Source organism: Agarivorans sp. 2_MG-2023 (genome assembly GCF_030548085.1).
Lineage (GTDB): Bacteria > Pseudomonadota > Gammaproteobacteria > Enterobacterales > Celerinatantimonadaceae > Agarivorans.
On record NZ_JAUORQ010000002.1, the window covers coordinates 166,052 to 186,830 of the forward strand.

At 43.4% G+C, this 20,779-nt stretch carries 18 protein-coding genes; 11 read left to right on the forward strand and 7 right to left on the reverse strand.

Annotated elements, in window-relative coordinates; genetic code table 11:
* Positions 1-234: 234 nt before the first annotated feature.
* The gene (locus Q4549_RS03450) at positions 235-945 is read right to left on the reverse strand and encodes a pirin family protein (RefSeq protein ID WP_303549448.1); all 711 of its coding nucleotides are present in this window, start codon (positions 943-945) and stop codon (positions 235-237) included.
* A 426-nt stretch (positions 946-1,371) separates the two neighbouring features.
* Between Q4549_RS03450 and Q4549_RS03455 the strand changes: the two genes are divergently transcribed.
* The 7 genes from Q4549_RS03455 to Q4549_RS03485 all read left to right on the forward strand — a co-directional run bounded on the left by Q4549_RS03455 (position 1,372) and on the right by Q4549_RS03485 (position 8,777).
* Positions 1,372-1,914 (forward strand): PEP-CTERM sorting domain-containing protein, encoded by a 543-nt coding sequence (locus Q4549_RS03455; protein ID WP_303549445.1) that lies wholly within the window; start codon positions 1,372-1,374, stop codon positions 1,912-1,914.
* 441 nt (positions 1,915-2,355) lie between these two features.
* The gene (rsgA, locus tag Q4549_RS03460) at positions 2,356-3,408 is read left to right on the forward strand and encodes a ribosome small subunit-dependent GTPase A (protein WP_303549443.1); all 1,053 of its coding nucleotides are present in this window, start codon (positions 2,356-2,358) and stop codon (positions 3,406-3,408) included.
* 144 nt (positions 3,409-3,552) lie between these two features.
* On the forward strand, positions 3,553-4,965 hold the full coding sequence (locus tag Q4549_RS03465) for a hypothetical protein (RefSeq protein ID WP_303549440.1): 1,413 nt from the start codon (positions 3,553-3,555) through the stop codon (positions 4,963-4,965).
* 527 nt (positions 4,966-5,492) lie between these two features.
* Positions 5,493-5,627: a hypothetical protein gene (locus tag Q4549_RS03470; RefSeq protein ID WP_303549438.1), complete on the forward strand. Its 135-nt coding sequence runs from the start codon at positions 5,493-5,495 to the stop codon at positions 5,625-5,627.
* A 97-nt stretch (positions 5,628-5,724) separates the two neighbouring features.
* The gene (locus tag Q4549_RS03475) at positions 5,725-6,948 is read left to right on the forward strand and encodes a glycoside hydrolase family 11 protein (protein ID WP_303549435.1); all 1,224 of its coding nucleotides are present in this window, start codon (positions 5,725-5,727) and stop codon (positions 6,946-6,948) included.
* Positions 6,949-7,049: 101 nt separating this feature from the next.
* Positions 7,050-8,000 (forward strand): HEAT repeat domain-containing protein, encoded by a 951-nt coding sequence (locus Q4549_RS03480; protein WP_303549432.1) that lies wholly within the window; start codon positions 7,050-7,052, stop codon positions 7,998-8,000.
* 126 nt (positions 8,001-8,126) lie between these two features.
* A complete protein-coding gene (locus Q4549_RS03485) occupies positions 8,127-8,777 on the forward strand; it encodes a hypothetical protein (RefSeq protein WP_303509858.1) in 651 nt (216 codons plus the stop codon).
* 53 nt (positions 8,778-8,830) lie between these two features.
* Here Q4549_RS03485 and Q4549_RS03490 read toward each other — a convergent pair whose 3' ends face one another.
* Positions 8,831-8,932 (reverse strand): MetS family NSS transporter small subunit, encoded by a 102-nt coding sequence (locus tag Q4549_RS03490; RefSeq protein WP_303549430.1) that lies wholly within the window; start codon positions 8,930-8,932, stop codon positions 8,831-8,833.
* Between the two features lie 4 nt (positions 8,933-8,936).
* Complete coding sequence (locus Q4549_RS03495) at positions 8,937-10,418, reverse strand: sodium-dependent transporter (RefSeq protein ID WP_303509854.1); 1,482 nt, start codon at positions 10,416-10,418, stop codon at positions 8,937-8,939.
* A 649-nt stretch (positions 10,419-11,067) separates the two neighbouring features.
* Between Q4549_RS03495 and Q4549_RS03500 the strand changes: the two genes are divergently transcribed.
* The gene (locus Q4549_RS03500) at positions 11,068-11,979 is read left to right on the forward strand and encodes an SMP-30/gluconolactonase/LRE family protein (protein WP_303549428.1); all 912 of its coding nucleotides are present in this window, start codon (positions 11,068-11,070) and stop codon (positions 11,977-11,979) included.
* A 67-nt stretch (positions 11,980-12,046) separates the two neighbouring features.
* Here the strand turns inward: Q4549_RS03500 and Q4549_RS03505 are convergent, their stop codons facing one another.
* Both Q4549_RS03505 and Q4549_RS03510 read right to left on the reverse strand, forming a co-directional pair.
* On the reverse strand, positions 12,047-12,469 hold the full coding sequence (locus Q4549_RS03505) for a hypothetical protein (protein WP_303549425.1): 423 nt from the start codon (positions 12,467-12,469) through the stop codon (positions 12,047-12,049).
* A gap of 324 nt (positions 12,470-12,793) precedes the next feature.
* A complete protein-coding gene (locus Q4549_RS03510) occupies positions 12,794-14,896 on the reverse strand; it encodes an exo-alpha-sialidase (RefSeq protein ID WP_303549416.1) in 2,103 nt (700 codons plus the stop codon).
* A 318-nt stretch (positions 14,897-15,214) separates the two neighbouring features.
* On the opposite strand from Q4549_RS03510, the gene Q4549_RS03515 reads away from it, so the two are divergent.
* The 3 genes from Q4549_RS03515 to Q4549_RS03525 all read left to right on the forward strand — a co-directional run bounded on the left by Q4549_RS03515 (position 15,215) and on the right by Q4549_RS03525 (position 18,456).
* A complete protein-coding gene (locus Q4549_RS03515) occupies positions 15,215-16,951 on the forward strand; it encodes a hypothetical protein (RefSeq protein ID WP_303549413.1) in 1,737 nt (578 codons plus the stop codon).
* Positions 16,952-17,091: 140 nt separating this feature from the next.
* The gene (locus tag Q4549_RS03520) at positions 17,092-17,991 is read left to right on the forward strand and encodes a M15 family metallopeptidase (RefSeq protein ID WP_303549409.1); all 900 of its coding nucleotides are present in this window, start codon (positions 17,092-17,094) and stop codon (positions 17,989-17,991) included.
* 15 nt (positions 17,992-18,006) lie between these two features.
* The gene (locus Q4549_RS03525; protein WP_303549406.1) at positions 18,007-18,456 is read left to right on the forward strand and encodes a hypothetical protein; all 450 of its coding nucleotides are present in this window, start codon (positions 18,007-18,009) and stop codon (positions 18,454-18,456) included.
* Positions 18,457-18,475: 19 nt separating this feature from the next.
* Here the strand turns inward: Q4549_RS03525 and Q4549_RS03530 are convergent, their stop codons facing one another.
* Both Q4549_RS03530 and Q4549_RS03535 read right to left on the reverse strand, forming a co-directional pair.
* The gene (locus Q4549_RS03530; RefSeq protein WP_303549404.1) at positions 18,476-19,153 is read right to left on the reverse strand and encodes a response regulator; all 678 of its coding nucleotides are present in this window, start codon (positions 19,151-19,153) and stop codon (positions 18,476-18,478) included.
* Positions 19,154-19,157: 4 nt separating this feature from the next.
* Complete coding sequence (locus Q4549_RS03535) at positions 19,158-20,771, reverse strand: sensor histidine kinase (protein WP_303549401.1); 1,614 nt, start codon at positions 20,769-20,771, stop codon at positions 19,158-19,160.
* Between the last annotated feature and the right edge of the window lie 8 nt (positions 20,772-20,779).

The window sequence follows — 20,779 nt, forward strand, 5'->3', positions numbered from 1 at the left end:
TTAGATTTTTATGCAGCCAGAACCATAGCAGTTGAGCGATAAAGCCCAAGTTAAAATGCAATCCATCATTAGAGGGTGAGGGAAATTGTACGGATTTGAGTCAAAACTGTGAGCAAGCTATCAAAAATGTGAGCGCTAACAAACCTCCATAAGCAAGATTTTGAGGAAACTTATGTGCAATGAACTGCTATCGTCATGCTAACTAGCGTTAGCAAACTCATTCATAGTGAGTGTTTATGCACTCGGCAAATCAAACCAAAGCGCTTCTAAAGGGTAATTTTCGGTCGTAATAGTTAACGCTTGCTCTCCTGATACCCCCACTCCGTCACCAGGTCGAACTGTGTGGGCAGAACCAGAAAGCTGCTGCAAATTTGCCGCGCCACTTATTACCTGCAAATAACCACAGGCTTTCATCACTTCAAGCTCAAAAGATTGGTTCGGTGCTAGCACTAAACGATAAAGGGCTGCATCTTGCTGCATCACCAATGAGCCATCGCGGCCGTCTGGTGTCACTAGCGCGGTAAGCATTGAATCTTGCTGGATAGTAGCCTGCTGATAACGGGGGGCTAATCCATTGTGTTGTGGCTTTATCCAAATCTGTAGAAACTCCAAGGCATCAGAGCTACTGGCATTGTATTCGGAATGACTGACACCAGTGCCTGCGCTCATCACTTGAATGTCTCCGGCTGGCACCTGGTACTTATTACCCATGCTATCGATATGCTCAACCGCACCTTTGGTAACGTAAGAGATAATTTCCATATCGCGATGCTGGTGAGTATCAAAACCTTTTCCAGGCGCGACTTGATCCTGGTTTATCACCCGTAGCACTGAATATCCCATATGCTGAGGATCATGATAATTAGCAAATGAAAAGCTGTGTTGGCTTTTAAGCCATCCCAAGTCTGCAGATCCACGCTCATGCGCAGCTCGAAAATAATGCATAGTTAACGCTACTCCTCTATTGCCCGCAATATTCGCTAAGGCTTTGCTATTTATACGCATTTACCAACAAAAACGTTTTAAACAGCCTAAGTATTTTTGCTTCCTCTTTGCCTAGACCTGATTTATCCCAATCACCATTCAAGTAATTATGGGTGTAGCACTCATTTTTTGATACCCGTCGAGAAACTTTTAGTAAAAGTCTAACTAGGTCAGGTGTTCTCGCCTAAATAAGAGCACTTTAAGTAGAACGAGCCGATTAATAACTGAACTACTTTTGTCAGTAAATTTTACAAACTAGTCACGCTAGCTTTTTAAACACTTGATACTAAAAGGGATGGAATAGTAATTGCTTTAACTACACGATTTAAAAACAATATTATCAATGGATGATAATAAACACCCTCTACCACATAAAAGGACGTTCCAATGCGTAGAATATTTACTCGTTTTATCTCAGCTTTCACCCTGATAATGGTCGCTAGTAGTGCTCAAGCCACGTTACTCGATTTTAATTTTAGCTTCGAAAATATACTAAATCAGGGTGGCTCTGTTACAGGTGTGGTTCGAGGTTTAAGCGAAGGGACTAACACCGCGAGTAGCGTTGAAATACTAAGTAATACAGCAGGCTTCGGTCTTGGCGAGTACTTGAGCCCAAGCGCGACAAATACTTGGACGGTAACAGCAGGAATGGTCACCGCTTTTGAATTTGTGTCATTTGGCATCAGTAACAATTTACCTTTCGTTACCGACTCTACCCTTTACTTAAATTCAGAAGATAACTTAGGGGCAACATTTAGAGCAGGTTTAAGCAACTTATCGAATTCGGTAACAAGCGGCAGCAGCATTGTAACTACCGAAGATATCTCGCTCACTTTCTCACAAGTATCAGCCGCTTCAGTTCCAGCCCCAGCAACATTTTCTTTATTAGCACTTGGTTTGCTTGGCCTAAGCTTGCGCCGACGTAACTAGACTTAATATCGACGAAGATGTCCAATTTTGTTAGGTGGAATATATGTTTCACCTAATGAAAACTAACCTTACTAAACTCACGTGTGCAGTAAGGTTTCTCTTGCTTCAGCAGCAAGAGGCTGCCATCCCGAAATACCCGGATACAAAACTCTTCCTTCCCTCTAGTATCAGGCTAAAGCCCAACCAATATTGTTGTTTGCAAGCAACAAACTGATCTGCCTCAATCCTTGTAAAAGTAAGCATGGCTATATGATGAGCTTTTTTGATATTATTTAGGCGATTTTTAGTCAATAGCGAGGATACAAAATGATTGTAATCAACACTCCACGGGCTCAGGAACAAGCGTAATAACTCTCTCCTGCTCAGCCCGGTAATCACCGGGGCGTAATAACGACCCCTATATTATTTTTACATAGCACCAATGTGCTTGGGGTAATCTCAATGGGTAATTCTTTTTCTCTATCTCAACTTGGATGGAAACCCTTTTTTCAACAACAACTTACTTTAGACGAACTTGATTCGTGTATACCTGCTCGCGTATTTGAGCAACACCGCAGTGAATACGTGGTAGCAACTGAAACTGCCATGCAACGTATTGGCATTACACCTAACATGCCTAAGATGGCAGTGGGTGACTGGCTATTGATAGATGAAAACAATGGCGAGCCTAGGTTTTGTAAACACTTAGATCCAGCGACCTTGTTTAGTCGAAAGGCAGTAGGTACACGCGCTGAATTACAGCTAATTGCCGCTAACGTAGATACGGTGTTTATTGTTTGTTCCTTAAACAACAACTTTAACTTGAGTCGTATTGAACGCTATTTAGCAATGGCTAATGACGCTAACGTTGACCCAGTAGTGGTGTTAAGCAAAGCCGATACTTGCAACGACGTACCGCATTATGTTCAACAGGTACAACAGTTAGACCCAATGTTACTGGTTGAAGCAGTAAATGCGCTTGATACTCAAGACGTTGCCAAACTAGAGCCCAGGTGTAAACAAGGCCAAACAGTGGCGTTTATGGGATCTTCTGGTGTTGGTAAATCAACCTTAATCAATACCCTGTTAGGTGAGCAAAGCAGTGAAACCGCAGCCATTAGAGAAGCAGATAGTAAAGGGCGTCACACCACTACTGCTCGCGCTATGCACTTAATGGCCAAAGGCGGATTACTGCTAGACACACCGGGCATGCGAGAGTTACAACTTAGCGATTGTGAAGAGGGGGTAAACGCCACCTTTAATGACATCACTGAATTAGCTCAACAGTGCAAGTTTGGTGATTGCCAACACAACAGTGAACCTGGCTGCCAAGTTAGGCTGGCGATTAACAAGGGTGAATTAGAAGAGCGCCGACTGGTTAATTATCAAAAGCTAATGCGCGAACAACAGTTTAACGCCGCTAGCATTGCTGAAAGGCGATCTGCCGATAAAGAACTAGGAAAGTTTTACCGGCGAGTTCAAAACAGTAGCAAGCAGTTTAAACAAGGCGGTTAACCCAACCAAAGCGATAGCAGCTTGCTATCGCTTTTTCTTGATACAAATATAAATAACCCTATTAAACTGTGCTTTAACGCTGATTTTTTCTTTTTGCTGTTGGCTAATATTAGCTAATATTCAATGCGCTAAAGGGGTTAGCCTGTGAAAAGAGTATTACTCAGTGTCTGTTTGTTGGCGGGAGGAAATGCCCAAGCAGCGAATAACGCCATTCCTTCCCCGCAACGTTGGTTAGACAGCGTTGAAAACGAACTCGCGCCCTTTTGGCTTCATCAAGATGCTGCTGGTGAGCCCATGGGCAACTTCCCTACCTTTCGCTGTAACGACGGCTCCTTGTATCAAACTGTTGACCCTTGCCACGATTTGGCCTTTGCGCCCGCTTGGATGAAACCTCATCTCGCTGAAAGCTACACGCGAATGCAAGCGCGGCACACTTTTGTGTATGGCGTTATTTTTCACTTAACCGGCGATAAACAGGCCTTAGAGCTGGCTAAAGCAGGCGTAGATTATTTACGCAATCATTTACTCGAAGAGCAAGGCTCGGTGGTTAGCGTAACTGAAAACGGTCAATCTAAATTCTCTGCCAAGCAGCGCACTACCCAAGACTTAGCCTATGCCCAGCTAGGCATGGCCTTTTATTATTACTTAAGTGGCGACACACAGGTGCTTGCCGATTTACTTAAAGTTAAGGATTATATTTTTAAACAATACTGGGATGAGCAAGCTCAACGACTTCGCTGGGTAAACGCGCCGTCTAATAATGGCAGCGGTGAAGAGATAGAGTTAGTGGCTCAATTGGATCAAATCAATGCGTATATGTTGCTGATTGCTCCACTGTTACCAGAGCCACACAAAAGCCAATGGGATGCTGATTTAGGCAAGTTGTTAGACACCATAATGAATCAGTTTTTACGCCCTCAAGATCATCGATTTTGGGGGACTAAACACGGTGAAGACTACCAACTCGACTCCTCTCGCCATAACGATTATGGGCACACCGCTAAATCGTGGTGGATGAGTTGGCTAGCCGCTGAGTATTTAGGTAAACAGCAACTTGCCAAACAAAGCCAACAAGGCTTACAAGACACCTTAGCCGCAGCGTTTATTGAGCAAGGCGACGGTGGTTGGCGACGACTCCCTAATGGCGCACCCGCTATCTGGTGGGAATATGCTGAACTCGACCAATCGGCAGCCAGTTTAGCCTTGGTAGACCCCAATGCTCAGCAGTATTTAGTCAGCACTTATCCGCAATGGTTTGACCGTTTTGTTGCCAAAGATGGTGGCACCTACCCGGTGGCTAACCAAGGGCTGAAAATCCACCTTTGGAAAAGTGATTATCATGCACTGGAGCATGCATTAGTCGCCTACCTTACCAGTGCACAACTGAGCGGAGAAAGAGCTCGTTTATACTTTGCTATGCCCGCCGACCAAGCAGCCTTGCGCCAGCCTTATTTTTATTATGCCAAAGAGAGTAAAGCTGAAGCTTTAAAGAGCTGGCAAGGCTTAGCCATTAGCCAAGTTACGTATAAAAATATAGGAATTAAAAAAGCTAAATAGCCAATAAATCAAAAGCCGAGCAAATTCTGCTCGGCAATTACTGCCTGAACATAGGCATTGTAAGTGGCCACATTTTCACTCATGTTTTTTCACCTATCGTTACGCAAAACACCCATTAAAAATATTATTATCACTAAAGTGAAAAATTGTTAAGCCTTGTGAAATTTTGCACGTTGTTTTCTCTCTCTGGCTCCCTCCACTTTTAATAATGATTTGCTAAAGCCCTGATATGAGTGGTCAATGAATCAAAACTTCATCTTTAAAATATCATCATTTAATTAATAATAAACCTCGATTTTTCGTGAAGCAGATCGAAGTTTAATCCCGCCCTACCCGCTTTGTTCGCGTTAAAGCTCCACTCATAGTCTTGACCCTTTTAAGTACCAGAGCTTTAATCTGTAAGCGCTTAAAAATCACTCACATCAAGAGTGAGCTTGGACTTTAATTGTCTAAACCAAAATATATGGGCCTAAAACCAAGCAGAAATGTTAGCGCTAACAATACACATGAAGTGAATAGTGTAAACAATGACTAAACAATGTCTCACCGCAAACGGTGAGCTGGACAGCCACAAGTTGCGTAACCACGAAATAAGCGGTGTTCGCAGCGGTATTACTTCGCCTAAGGAGGAGATGGCTCAATCCAATTTAGTTGAACACTAAACCGAAGCGTTGCAGATAAACCAACGCCTCTAAAGACATGGATGAGCGAAGCCTTGCAGTTCTTCGATTCATTTGGGCAATCCCAAGAGGAATAACAATGAATACAACCATAGCGTCAACCTTGCACCTCGCCGCAAAAGAAGTGCTAAGTGCAAAAGGCCTAGTAACAGCAATTGCTTGCGCCGCCATCATTTCAGTGTCACCGGTTCAAGCACAAACTCTAACGAGCAACCAAACCGGTTACCACAATGGGTACTTCTATTCATTTTGGTCAGAAAACAATGGCAGTAATGAAGCCTCGTTCACCCTAGGTAACGGCGGTAATTATTCATCGCGCTGGTCGAATGTAAAAAACTGGGTTGGCGGAAAAGGCTGGAAGCCAGGCGGTCGCAAAAATGTGACTTATTCGGGCAGCTATCAAGCTAATGGTACCAGTTACTTGGCATTGTATGGCTGGACGCGTAACCCGCTGGTTGAATACTACGTAGTGGAAAACTGGATTGGCTATAACCCTAGCACTGGCGCTCAAAACTTGGGCACTGTCACCACCGATGGTGGCACCTACGATTTATATCGCACTCAGCGTGTTAATAAACCCTCTATTGTTGGTAATGCGACCTTCTATCAGTACTGGAGTATTCGCCGTAACAAACGCTCAAGCGGAACCATTACCACCGGCAATCACTTTGATGCCTGGGGTCGTAGTGGCCTGCAGCTAGGTAGCTTTGACTACATGGTAATGGGTACCGAAGGTTACCAAAGTAGCGGTAGTTCAAATATCACCGTTGGCGAAAGTGGCAGCGGAGATAACGGTGGTGGTGATAATGGCGGCGGCGATAACGGCGGCGGCGATAACGGCGGTGGTGATAATGGCGGTGGCAACGGTTCTACTGTTACTCCCCCTAATTACGCCGTTAAGTTACAAGCTAAACACAGTAAAAAATGTTTAGACGTGGCGGGTGTAAGTAACAACAACGGCGCGAATATTCAGCAATATGATTGTGGTGGCGGCAACAACCAAAAATGGAAGTTTTACAGTCAAGGGAACGGTTGGTACACCGTTCAAGCCCAGCATAGCAGCAAGTGTTTAGATGTGGCGGGACCTTCGACTAACAACGGTGCCAACATTCACCAATATGCCTGTCATAACGGCGGTAACCAACAATTCAAACTGTATGATCAGGGTGGTGGTTGGTTCACTATGCAAGCTAAACACAGCAGCAAATGTATTGAAGTAGGTAGCTCCAACCAAAACAATGGCGCTAACGTAAACCAGTACAATTGTCATAACGCCAGCAATCAGCAGTTTAAATTCAACTAAACTCGACAAGTTAGCATTACTCAAAGAAGCGGCCTTTGGCCGTTTCTTTATTAATGCTTCTTGAGTACTTCGCAAGCAACTAGATTAATAAGGTGGATTGAATGCGCATATTAAAAACCGCAGTATTGATCATCCCTAGCCTTGTTCTCATCTTGGTACTTTTTTTAAGCCCCGCAGAACACACCGGCTATAGCAGTGAGGCCGAACAAGACATCAGCGCACTGGAAGATGACCTAGAGCGGCTGCGTGAAAAACTACACCTAGCGGAAGTCCAATTACAGCAAGTTGATTATTCACCGCAGCAAGCAGAGCTTTTGCTTACCCACTGTGAGCCAACTACTGGCAATATTACCGTCCAAGCAAACCTACCAAGCAATGCCCAACAAAACGCTGCACAAACAGATAAGGCCGCTATTGGTATAGAGACTAATGCCATAAGCAACCAAGCGGCCAGTGATACGGTTGCCGCCTTACGCCAGCTCGCAAGTGATAGCCCGTTTGACGTAGAAGAGCAAATAAACACCTTGCTGCTTAGCAAACAAGCCAATGATCTCGCAGCGCTCTCTCGCCTCATTTATGAATGGCGCCAAGAGCCACAAAGCTTGCCTGACTATTTAGTCACCACGATTTACGACAATGGACATAACGATAACCTTCGTAGAATAAGTGCTCAAGTATTAGCCCAACGTGGTGACTATAGTTTGCTTGAAGACTACGTAGCCGAGCAATCAGAAGCCATTAACAGCAACCAAGATCACCAGCGAAGCCAAGCCTTATATGCCCTTTCACAAACCAATAATTATTTGGCGGTACCGTTAATCCAGCCCTTACTTAACGACCCTAGCGCATCGATTAGAGTCGATGCCTTAATGGCCTTACGAGCTACGGGAAACGGTACTCATGCGGCGATTGCCCAAGAGTTAGTGGGTGATAGTAATCAACAAATAAGCGCGTTAGCCAAAGAAGTGGTGAACCTACTTAATCAGTTACCAGATGATGCAAGACAACGAGTAAGCCAAGATGATATAAAACAAAATACTCCTGAGTTATAGTACACAAAGCGTACACTTTACGTCACTTTTAACGGTTAGTTAATTCAACCAGCCACATTTAGTTCTAAACCTCGTCGGCTACTATATATTGCGCCACCTTTTGCCAACGTGACTAGATTTGCCACTATGAATGCCCCCTTATACCTTGCCCTCTTTGCTTGCTTTACTTTATGGGCCAGCACATTAAACGCTGAAGAACGCCAAAGCTCTAGCGAGAAACATATTGAAGACCCCACTCAAATTGTAACGCGCGCAGGCGTGGGTTATGACGGTGAACTTACCGTTAATGCCTCAATAGGCTTAGACGATAGCCGCATGTTACGCGGTAAAGTGAATGCCAGTGGTGACGATTGGTACTTAGGTGGGTCGTGGTTATTTGAAAAAGGCATTGTTAATTTATATGTAGACGGCAATACCGACCGCATTAGTTACAATTTAGGCACCTATGTACCGTTATCAGAGTTTGGTGTGAATACCGGAAAATGGATGGTTTTTCCAACGGGCGGAGTGTCGGTGATTGATCCTAAAAACACCAGTGAGCTCAACTATGGTGGTTATCTTGGTGGTTTTGCCATTCGTCCCTTTAATGAACAATGGTCGCTAGTATCGTGGTTAGGTACAACGGTCGCATCTAATAATTACCAATCAATTTGGGGCGGCATTGGTGCGAGCTATCGCATCAACCAAGAGCAAAGTATTCGTGGAAATGTCAATTTATCCAACGACGATTATGGCCATAACACCACCTCAAGTATTTCATATACTTATCAGTTTTAAGCCACAAAAAAGCCAAGCAAGGTTGCTTGGCTTTTTGTTTCAAAGTGTTGTGTTTAGTCTTGCTTGGCCTTCATGGCTCTAGCAATACAAAAAGCCGCCCCACCCCAAGTAAACCCTAAACCAACAGCCATCATAATAATTGCACTTAGTTCCATGTTATTACTCCTGTGTTGCTGGTGCTGTAGGCAGTTTCCTTACGATGATAGATAGCACTACCATAATCGCAACAAGCCCCCAACCAAAGGTCATTAAATCAAACTGATTGTAGCCACCGTAGCCTTCTGATATCAAAGAGATAAAGTTGGTCACTAATATAACCAACAAAATGGCCGGACTAACAAAACGCAAACACACATTAAACCAAGCCCCAATACGGAACTCTGAGCGTTGATTACTGTATTCACGTAAATCAGGTAAACCTTTCAGCATCCAACCCACTATGATGAGCTCAAGGAAACAACTACCAAGAATACCCACGTTATTCATGAAGTAGTCAACAACATCTAATAACAATAAGCCGCCATTGGTAGTAAAAGCTAAAGAAACAAATAGGGCTACGCCACATACTGCTGTAGCCGCCTTTTTACGGCCGCAACCAAACTTGTCAATTACCGACGATGTTACCGCTTCAATAATAGAAATCATTGAGCTTAAACCCGCTACCGTTAAGGCTAAGAAAAATAATGGCCCTAAGATATAAGGAGCAGGCAAGAGATTAATAGCAGTAGGAATAGTAACAAAAGCCAAGCCTACGCCAGCTTTTACCACTTCGGTAATAGCAACACCTTGCTGATCAGCCATGTAACCCAAAATACCGAAAATCATGATGCCAGCCATAATCGAGAAACCGCAGTTAATTAACACGGTCATGAAGGCGTTATTAGCAATATCGGAATTTTTTGGCAGGTAACTAGAGTAAGCCAGCATAATGGCAAACCCGACACTTAGGGTGAAGAAGATTTGCCCGTAAGCGGCAGACCACACCGATGCGTCTAAGATTTTGCTAAAGTCAGGTTTAAATAGGTAGTTCAAACCTTCTACCGCTCCAGGTAAAAAGGCCATTCGAACAATTAGTCCCAACACCATAACAAATAGCAAAGGCATCATTATTTTGCTGGCGCGCTCAATACCACCTTTAACCCCAGTAAACACCGCTGAATAGGTAATTAGCCAAGCAATCACTACAGGGACTAAAATATGCAGCTGAACACTCCCCAAATTGCTTGGGCTGTTGTCGCCCAGCTTTAGGTATTCGCTAAAGAAGAAAGTATTTGGATCTGCGCCCCAGCTTTGGGTAAATGAAAATCCAAGGTAAGAAATAGACCAGCCAATTACGGCAACGTAGTACACCGCAATCGCAAACGCGATAAATACTTGAAACCAACCCAACCACTCTAATCTTCGCCCTAGTTTTGCAAACACTTGAGGGGCTGCGCCACGCATTTTATGGCCAAGGCTGAATTCCATGATCATAAATGGAATACCCGCCGATAACATAGCGAACAGATAAGGAATAAAAAATGCCCCTCCACCGTTCTCATACGCCATATAAGGGAAGCGCCAAATGTTGCCTAATCCAATTGCTGAACCCACGGCGGCCATAATAAAGCCAACCCGGGAGCCCCACTGCTCTCTTTGCATAATTATCTCCTCAATACCTTCAGGGGAGAGTAAAACTTAGGCACTCAACATACCGCTCTACTTTCCTTGTACAAAATACTCTTTACATCTAGCTATTCGGAATTTAACAGCACCGATAACTAATAGAGAACAATGCTACAAAACAAAGAACTAACAAAATAGAGCAACCCACAGGCACATTGATTTAAATCATTAATTTTATTTGGTTTTTTCACTAACAAGCCAAACAAAAAACAGCATTTAACTTTGCCAAAAACGAACATAAAAGAGTTAATAACCACGTATAAGCCAAAGAGCAAACACTGCCTCTACCAAGAAAATAAAATACAAACAAATACTCTACCCACCCATCCGTATTTAGCTTAATCCTCCAAACTGATTTCACATCCTCATGTAAATCCAAAACAAACAACTTTTAAGCGACGTATTCAGCGATGAAGATATTGTTGCTTTGTCTGTAACGCTAACCATAAACAAACCAGCACGGTCTCCTTCCTTAGAAATGCTCTTTACGCCCTACTCTAACTCGCAAAAATGTAGAAAACTGATGAAACAAATCATCCCCTAATTAAGAAGTGTTACCATCGCTAACAAACGAATTGAATGAGAAAATGCTCGCTTATAAGGGCATTTAGTAAAGGACATAACGATGAACAGTAACCCCAAGATAGAATGTATCTGGCCAGCTCAAGCGCGTTTAGGAGAAGGGGTTATCTGGATTGAGCAAGAACAAGCTTTGTATTGGGTCGACATATTAAAAGAAAGCCTGCATCGTTTTCATCCAGCCAGCGGCCAACAGCAAACCTGGTCACAAAAACCGATGATTAGCGCTATTTTACCCACTCAAATACCCGGTGAACACAGTACTTTTGTCGCCACTTATGCCGACGGCGTAAAGCTGCTAAGCAATAACATCAGCTACCCGTTAATAGACCCAGAACCTCAGCTGCCTAACAATCGCCTTAATGATGCATGGGTAGCGCCAAACGGCGACCTTTGGTTAGGTTCAATGGATTGCCAACTCAAACAAGATTCAGGCTCGTTTTACCGCTTAAGTCCAGACCTTAAACTGAACTCGCTGGCTGGCAAGTATTGGGTGACCAATGGTCCAACGTTTAGCGCCTCTAAAGCTTATGGCTACTTTGTAGACACTGAAAATTACTGCATCTTACGCAGTAAACTGGCTGAAGATGGTAGCCTCATTAAATTGGAAAACTGGCTAGAAATAGATCGCAGCTTTGGCAACCCCGATGGCATCACCATCGATGCAGAGCAACATATTTGGGTAGCTCACTACAATGGCGCGCAAGTAAGCCGTTATACGCCAGAAGGAAAACTAGAACGACAAATAGCAATTCCAGCACTTAATGTGACCAAGTGTGCTTTTGGCGGTCCCGATTTAAGCACTCTCTATGTAGTAACCGCTAGCGAAGGCATGAGTGAACAACAACTCCGAGACTACCCGCTAAGTGGCGGTGTATTTGCGATTGAGCTTGAAGATATAAGAGGTGTGCCAACGCCAGCGTTTGCAATGAGTGAGTGGCCAGAGACGCTTGTTTAAACCAAGCAAAAAAGGCTTAAGTGATAACTTAAGCCTTTTAGATATTGTCATTGAATACACAAATCTATTATAGCGTTTGGCAGTCTTTATAAGACTTCACTTTGCCAACAAAACCATTCTTACCGGTGAGGTTAACAAGCAAACCAAAACCATGCTTAAGAGCATCTAGCTTGGCTGGGTTAGTACAAAAATCCTTAAGTATATATCCACTCGTAGTTGAAGCTGCTTGCGGATTCCATTGCCAACGATTGTTAGTTAAACGCGTTTCGTAAACAATTACATCACCCTTCATGTAACAAGTATCAATGGTTCTTATTTCTTTACGGTAGAACTTAGCGCAATCTTCTATTATATTTTCGCGAATAGTTTCTTTATGAGGAGCATTTAATTCTGTTTTATAGGCCGCAGTCACTTCATCAACCGTAGGCCCTGTTAACGCACATGCACTCAATCCTAGGGCAGCAATAAGGCCCAACACTCTGTTTTTCATACTTCATCCCTGAAAACAACAAAGCCGGGATTTAAGCATTTAGTATTATAAAAATCAATAAGATGTGAAACTACATTTCCAGTAACAAAAATATCGTAATTCATATAAATATTTTTAAGGTGGTTCACAGCGCCTGAATACCGCAATTACTAATTATAAGCTGCCGACAGTGGCTGAAGAATAATGCTTTATCAAACAGTAGAAACAATTGGTAGCTATGTAGCCCCTGCCCAATAAGGTGTTAATGGAGTGAGTAAAAATGGCCTAAAAGTTCAACTTTAGGCCATTAAAATTAGTTCACTGTTGTAAAATGAAAAAAGCAGCTTAATGGAACAAAATCACCGACTGTGAGTAGCTATCATCTAGCACTTTTACCGGTGTCGTCCAAGTGACTAAATCGGTGCTGGTAGACATCCAAGTGTCGTATTCATTCTGATTGTGCCAGTTGACGATCCAAGTACCCTCTGGGGTATAGGTTAACATCGCCGATTCTTCTAGTTGCGAATCTGAATCAGCGTTAGGATTCAACGCCACTTCTTCAGACCAATTAAGGCCTAAATCGGTAGAAACGCTGTAATACACATCATCTTCTCCACCAAAGGTAGGGTTTTCACCGTGCCAAGTGATTACGGCAATGTTATCAGGAGTAACCACTACGCTGTCGGCATAATCTTGATCACTGGTACTGTCTGTTGATCCATAGTTGTTAATGCGTTTAGCATCAGTCCATGTTTTGCCAAAGTCTGATGTTGTTGCAGCCCAAATATCTAAATCATCAACACCCGTTCCTTTACCAGCCCATGCCGCCACACCAAAACCAGAATCGTTCATATCCACTTTAACGAAATAGTCGGTACTACTATCCACTGAGGCTTGGTGGTTCAAGTAAGCGGGTGCACTCCATGTTCCACCTTTATCCTCAGAATAACTATACAAAATGTCTCTATCAGTACTAGCACCGCCATCGAGGTCAAAATTAGAGTACCAGGTCACTAGCCACAATTGCTCTTTAATGATGATGACTGGGTCACTATTTCGGCTAGAGGGCGTATTTTTACCAAACGTGTTGAGTAAGGTAGTGTTTCCCCAGGTTTTGCCATTATCTTTAGAAATTTGGTAGACAATATCTGAATCGCCAGCACCTGAGCCTTGTATGTCTTCTTCAGTTCCCCATATCGCCACCCAAGTACCTTCTCCGTCAGTCGCAATATCTGGACGACTTGCGTCTAGGTTATCAATATCACCATCAGGGTTAAGCTGCTCACGTGGCGACCATGTTGCTCCATTGTCATGAGAGTAGCTATACATCACATCATAAGCTGAGTCGTAAAACTCCCACACTGCGACGATATTTCCTTTGTTGTCAGTGGCAACTTCAGGGTAGTAATCTTCATCGCCGTTGTTGGGTAGAATGCTTTCACTGGCCAACCAAGTGTCACCTAAATCTTCAGACTTAGTGATATATATTTCATAACCATCAGATGACACCATTAGCATCTCAGGTTTATTTTTAACAATAGTGTTAGCGCTAGAGAACGATTCTTCAGCACCTAAATCATCAATAAAACTAACTTCTACATGGATATTTTTGCCATTATCAGAAGGCTGTAAAGCCAAAGAGTTAGCAGTTGCACCATTAATTTCACCGCTCTCATCAAACCATTGATACGTCACTGACATATTCTCAATGCCATCGGCGTCGTTGGCTTGCAACACAGCCGTCACCGTAGACTGTTCTTCAACATCTCCACTTATACTCACACTGCCAACCGCTGGATGGTTAACATGCACAACACTATTGGAAAAATCTGACTCTACAACAACGGTTTTTCCATTCACTGTGTAACTAAGCTCTACCGAGACTTTCTTGTCGATGTCCTCGGCCGTTAATAAGTAAGTGTCAGATGTTGCTTGAAAAATCTCTTCGCCAGCTCTACTCCATTGATAGCTATATTCCCCTCCCGTAATCGAAACAGTAGGGACAGCAACCAAAGATTGATCTTCAAAAGAACTGCCTTCTAATAACACTGATGCGCTGAGTTTGGCGGAAACCGCATAACTAGAGCTGGTAAGTAACTCAGAGAATCCAAGATCATCTACAAAGCTAACAGCAAGATAAATAGCCTGTTCAACATGCTCATTAGTTAATTGAATAGAAGGGGTAGTTGCACCGCTAATTTGTCCTGTTTGGTTATACCATTGGTAAGAAAGTGTCGCATTTTCAATACCATTTACATCATGTACAGCCACTGTTGAGACTATCTCTTGACCAGCTTCAAACTGACCACTAAATGAAAAACTGGCTGATGCTTGGACATTCTTAACAAGCACTTCACTCGCTTCATCCCCTCCGCCACACGCACTAAGCACCATAGTTGACGCTAATACCCACAAAGGGGGAAATACAAATTGACTCTTTTTATACATAAAACTGCTCTTCCTAAGCACAACAAATCCATTTAACAAAAGCATCTAAAAAATAACATTATTTACATGCTGGCGTATCTTCGGTGAAACACACTGAATAAGTCAACTTAGAATGAAAGCATGCAAAGTGTTGCATAACGAAACTAGCCCCAAATATTCTATTTACTTGGCCTCGAAAGATCTCAATATTAAAACCATCAATATCAATTGATGCCTTGGCTTATCAATGATTTAATAAGCCCCATTTACCTCTTCCTAAAGTTGAAGCATGAAGCGTTTCAGCTACAGGTAATCAACGATTAATACATGGAGTTTTAGATGAAGAACGTTCTTATCGCCGGTGGTTTACTGGCTATTGGTGCTGGAGCCGGCGGATATTGGTATTCACAACAGGCAGACCAAACAACAGCCGACAGCGGTGTATTGGCTTATGTGCCTGCCGACACGGCTATATTCTCAGCCAGCCTTAAGCCGTTTCCGGTGAAAAACTACATCAACTCTTTATCTGGCTCTTACCAAAGCTTGCCAGTAGACGCCTTTGACGACGCTGAGATTAGCGATCCTCGTGGTAAGTTCTTTGTCGCGTTATTCAAAAGCTACAGCGAGGCACTTAAAGACGGCCAAGCCTTTGTAGATACCTTTGGTTTAGCCGATGAAATACGCAGCTACATGTATACCCTTGGCGCCGTGCCAGTGATTAAAGTTGAAGTGGCTAAGCCAGACGCCATTTGGGCGTGGTTAGACAATGCCGAGCAACAAAGTGGCTTCAGCCATAAAGCTGCAAACTTAAAAGGGCTAGATTACCGCACTTACCCATTAAGTGATGAAGGTGATCAAGACAGCGCCGAGCTAGTGGTAGCGGTAAATAATGGCTTGTTAACCATTACCCTTAATACTTCACTTAACGATAGTGAACTGTTAGAAATGGCCTTAGGAATGACTCCAGCTAGTCAATCAATTGCCGATACAACACTGATTCAAGACAGCTTAACTAAACACAACTTTATCGACGACGGCATTGGTTTTATAAACCACCAAGTGATTGCTAAAGCGTTAACCACCAGCGACGGCAATTTATTGGCCAAACACCTAACTAAAATTACCCAAGCCAGCGGTGATGAGAATGCCTTGGTAGATCTACGTACTCCTGCTTGTGACCAAGAATTTAGTGCCATTGTTAGCAACTGGCCTAAAACCGTGATGGGTTTTGACAACTTGAGCATTACCGAGCAAGAAAGCAGTTTTGGCGCGCGCATGGTTGTTGAGAGCAATAACAGCGTATTGCTTAAGGCTTATCAATCGATGAGCGGCTTTATCCCTTCATATGCATCAAATACCGAAGATGCTGTTTTCAGCATGGCCTACGGGATTGATGTTAACCAACTAGTGCCGTCGCTGCTGTCAGTGTGGGAAGAAATGCTCCAGCCAAGTTACCAATGTGCGCCTCTACAAGAGATGCAAATGGCCATGGAACAGCAAAACCCTGGCATGGTGGGCATGATGACTGGCATGGCTAACGGCTTAAAAGGTGTTGGCATGGCGGTATTTAGTTACCAATTGGCCGACATAAGCCGCCCAGAAGATCTGGAAAGCCTAGACGCGATTTTAAGTGTATCGGCAGATAACCCAGCAGTGTTGTTTGAAATGGCTAAGCAGTTCTCACCACAATTGGCCAGCATCACCTTACCTGCAGACGGAACCCCGGTAGACCTAACAGGCCTATTACCCATTCCACCAAGCATGAACATTCAACCTCAACTCGCCGTTAAAGGTAACCACCTTGTATTGTTTAACGGCGAACGTGCAGCCGAAGTTAGTGAACAACTTGCAGCAGAGCCGGTGGCTAACAATGGCTTAATCAGCATGTACATTGATTACCAGCAAATGTTTGAACCGATCATAAGCGGCATTGAAATGAGCGGTGAAGAAGTACCAGAAGAGTTATTAGACTTAAAGGACTACCGCATTAAAGCGCAAATGAATATGGCTGTGAATGACCAAGGTATTATCTTTGGCTCAAGCATGACTAGCCAAGCAGATAGCGCCACTAACTAATAAAAAAAGAAACTAAAAAGGCTCGCCACGGCGAGTCTTTCCGAACAAAAATATACTAATAAAAACAATTTATTGTGTAACCACCCCAACAAAATGATAATATACTCATTAGAGTAATAGCACTAATAAATGGACTTAGTATGATAACAAATCTACTTTTCTCTGTTCTTTCTGGGCAGTTTGAACTTTTTGCTGGGTATGAGCTGCGCCGTGGTGATAACGATAAGAAAAGAATATGGGGAGGTTCTTCACACCCTGATACTTATAGTCACGTTGAAGAGCTACAACTTATACTTAAGAAAGTAGGTACATATGTAGCCAAAGTTGATGGTGATTTTGGGGGCAAAACGGATCTTGCTCTTAAGCTATTTCAAAGCAATGCGAAAACTATTCCTTACCGCATTAAAAACGGCTCTACTGTTACAGTTAAACCAACATTTCATGAAGCTGTATCGGGTAAAACAACGAAAGCTACTAGGCGAGAATTAGCTATTTGGAGTAGCAATACTTATCAAGCTACGGGTGATTTGATTCGCCTAAAAGCGACTACTTACTCAAATATTGAGCTAAACCCTAGTTTTAAATTATTAAGAAATCAACATGTTACAAAAGGTGAGTTTGTTGTATCTGCTTCATTACTGCCTTATATAAAGACTATGAACATTGAAGCTAAAAAGTTAGGGTTAAAGATCGTCATAAACCAATCATTAAGACAGTTAGGAATTCCACCTAAAGGTGCTGTTGTTACACCCGCAAAGCGTAGCCAACATTACATTGGTCACGCTGTAGATGTTAACATTGTGGATGGCAGCAATTGGAACACTAGTGCCACTTTTAAAGCCCAAAAAGCCACTAATTCAGCGAAGCTTTTTATTGCAGCCATGAAAAAAGCAGGCTTACGTTGGGGAGGAGATTTCTCAAAAATGGACTCTCCACATTTTGACAGAAAACTTGATGCCTCAACATTTGAGTACGAAGCGAAGCACTTTTTTAACCAAACCTCTAACTCAAACAATCATATATTACCGTTAGTGATATAAATTAAGGATGACTAAATGAATAAGGCAACGTTGATTGGGTTAATTCTGGCATGTGTGGCGTGCAGTGGACAAGCCGTAACCACTATCAAAACAACAGAACAAAACCTATGTGATGACTATAGGCAAGGATTTGCAATTGCAATCATAGGTAACTCCACAGCAGATGATTCAGAATGGTATGCAGATTGGTCAGCGTACCTAAATGACTTCATCACAAATAATAAAGAGACCTTTAAAGTTTATCGAGAAAGCCAATTAGATAACATTGAGTTACCCATCTACAGTGTGGCATTCAGTAAACAATCGAGAACCAGTTATTTACTGCAGGAAACTATCGAACCCCAGTATTATGAGTATGTCGCAGCAGACTACCTAAGAGCCTCTATCGCTGATCATGTGGCACCTTTTAAGCCATTAACGCATGAAATTGATTTAGTTAAACAGCTATGTGATTCGTTAAAATAGACAGCACAAAATAGCTAAGTCACTTTAGTCGATGATACACCCGCTCTGGTCTGCCTACCGCACCGTAAGCCACTTCTGGGCTTAGCTCATTACAACTCACTAAGTATTCCAAATATCGCCTTGCCGTAGTTCGACTACTGCCAATTTCTTTACCCGCTAACTCAGCGGTTAACGCCGAATGCTCGGTAAACAAGCCGCGCACTTTATTTAGGGTGACCGCGTCTACCCCCTTAGGTAAACGCTTCTTACTTTCTGCCGTGGCGCCTTCGCTCATCGGCATTAGCTTATCTACGTCTTGCTGCTCAAAAGAGCTATTTTGGTCAAGCCTACGCAGGTAGTTTTTGTAGTTATTCAGTGATTCCTGCAGCCGCGGAAAAACCACCGGTTTAAGAATGTAATCAAACACGCCGCTGCGCAGGGCTTCTTGCAAAGTGGATGCTTCTTTGGCGGCGGTAAGTAGCATGACATCAATCGCCAAATCTTGGCTGCGAATATGTTTAAGTAACTCTAAACCTGTGCCATCGGGCAAATACACATCAAGCAATAAAAGCTGTGGAGGCTTGGCATTAATATGAATCATTGCGTCAGCAATACTCAAGGCGATACCCGAGACGTCAAAGTCACTGACTCGCTGCAAATACTGGCGATGAATTTCAGCAATACCCGCGTCGTCTTCAACAATAAGAACCTGAATCAAATCGCTACTCCTGCTTTAACTGCTTGGGAATATATACGGTAAAACGTGTTCCCGATTGATCACTACTAAACTCTACATTTCCCCGTAAAACCTGCACCGTTTCTTTCACCAAGTATAACCCAATACCATGGTCGCCTTGGGTTTTGGTGGTAACGCCCTGCTTGTAAATATTGGGCTGTAAAGCATCTTGAATACCACCGGCAAAATCTTCCACTTCAATGATGATATCGTTACCTAAATCAGTCATTGATAATGTTACGGCTTGTTGATTCTCACTATGCCGAGTGGCCTCAAAGGCGTTATCCAGCAAATTAGCCACTATGGTAACAATTTGCTCTGAGCCACAATGTTCGGGCAAGTCTCGTAAACTGCTATCAGGGTCAATGCTTAACTCTAACCCCAGTTCTCTCGCCCGATGAAACTTACCTAAAATACAACCCGCAATCACCGAATCATCTACCGCTTCAATTAAAAAGTGAATCAGTTCTTGGAATTGGTCATTGGCTTGGCCAATAAATGCTAGGGCTTTATCGCCCTCTCCCAACTGGATTAAACCAGCAATGGTATTAAGCTGATTAGCATGCTCGTGATTTTGCACCCGCAAGGCTTCTGAATGGGCTTTAATTTGCGAGAGTTGTTTGGTCAGCAGGGTAATTTCATCCTTACGGCGAAAACTCGATACCATGCCAATAAAGCGTTGATTGTGATCATTCATTGGCACCCGGTTAGCAATTACCAAGTGGCCATTGAGTAGCAGCTCTACATCGCTTTGCGCCTGTGGCTGGTCAAGCAGTTCCACCATATCGCTATCAGGCAACCAGTCACGCAAAGCCATGCCTACGGGGTTGGCTGGCTGGCCGAGTTCATCTTTACCCAGTAAGCGCATGGCATTGGCATTTACGTTAGTAATTATGCCTTCACGGTTAATCGCTATAACGCCTTCGCGAATGGTATTCAAGGTCGCTTGCAATTCGGCATATAGGCGGGTCATTTGTTCAGGTTCAAAACCTAACAAGGTGTCTTTAATCCGTTGAGCCAGCCACCAGCCAATTAACATATTTAGCGATAACACCCCCATCACTAGCAGCGCCATAAAGTGCAAATAAGGTTGTAGCTGCACATCTATTTTTTCTAGCAGGTAACCCACAGAGACAATGCCAATAATCTCATTTTGGCTATTGCGCACCGGTACTTTACCGCGCACCGATACCCCTAAAGATCCTTTGGCTTGAGACACATATTCTTGGCCAAGCACCAAGGCAGCGTGGTTGTCTCCCCCAACCATAGGTTTACCAATCCGCTCACTTTTGGGGTGGGCTAAACGAATACCCTTGGCGTCTCCCACCACAATAAAGCTGGCGCCCATGGTGCGGCGCAATTCTTCGGCTAAAGTTTGTAGGCTAGCACTATCTTTTCGTGCAACCGCGCTCACTACATCGGGCAGTTTAGCCACTACTCTAGCAACATCTAGCGCCCGCTCACCTTTATCTTGGTATTCAGAATCACTGACATACCAATAGCTAGTCACCACCACAATGCTCAGCTGAATCAAGCTGTAGATCAGCATTATCAGCAGTAATCTTGCGCGGTAGCTGGGTAAGCGAGCTTGTTGATACATCGAAACAT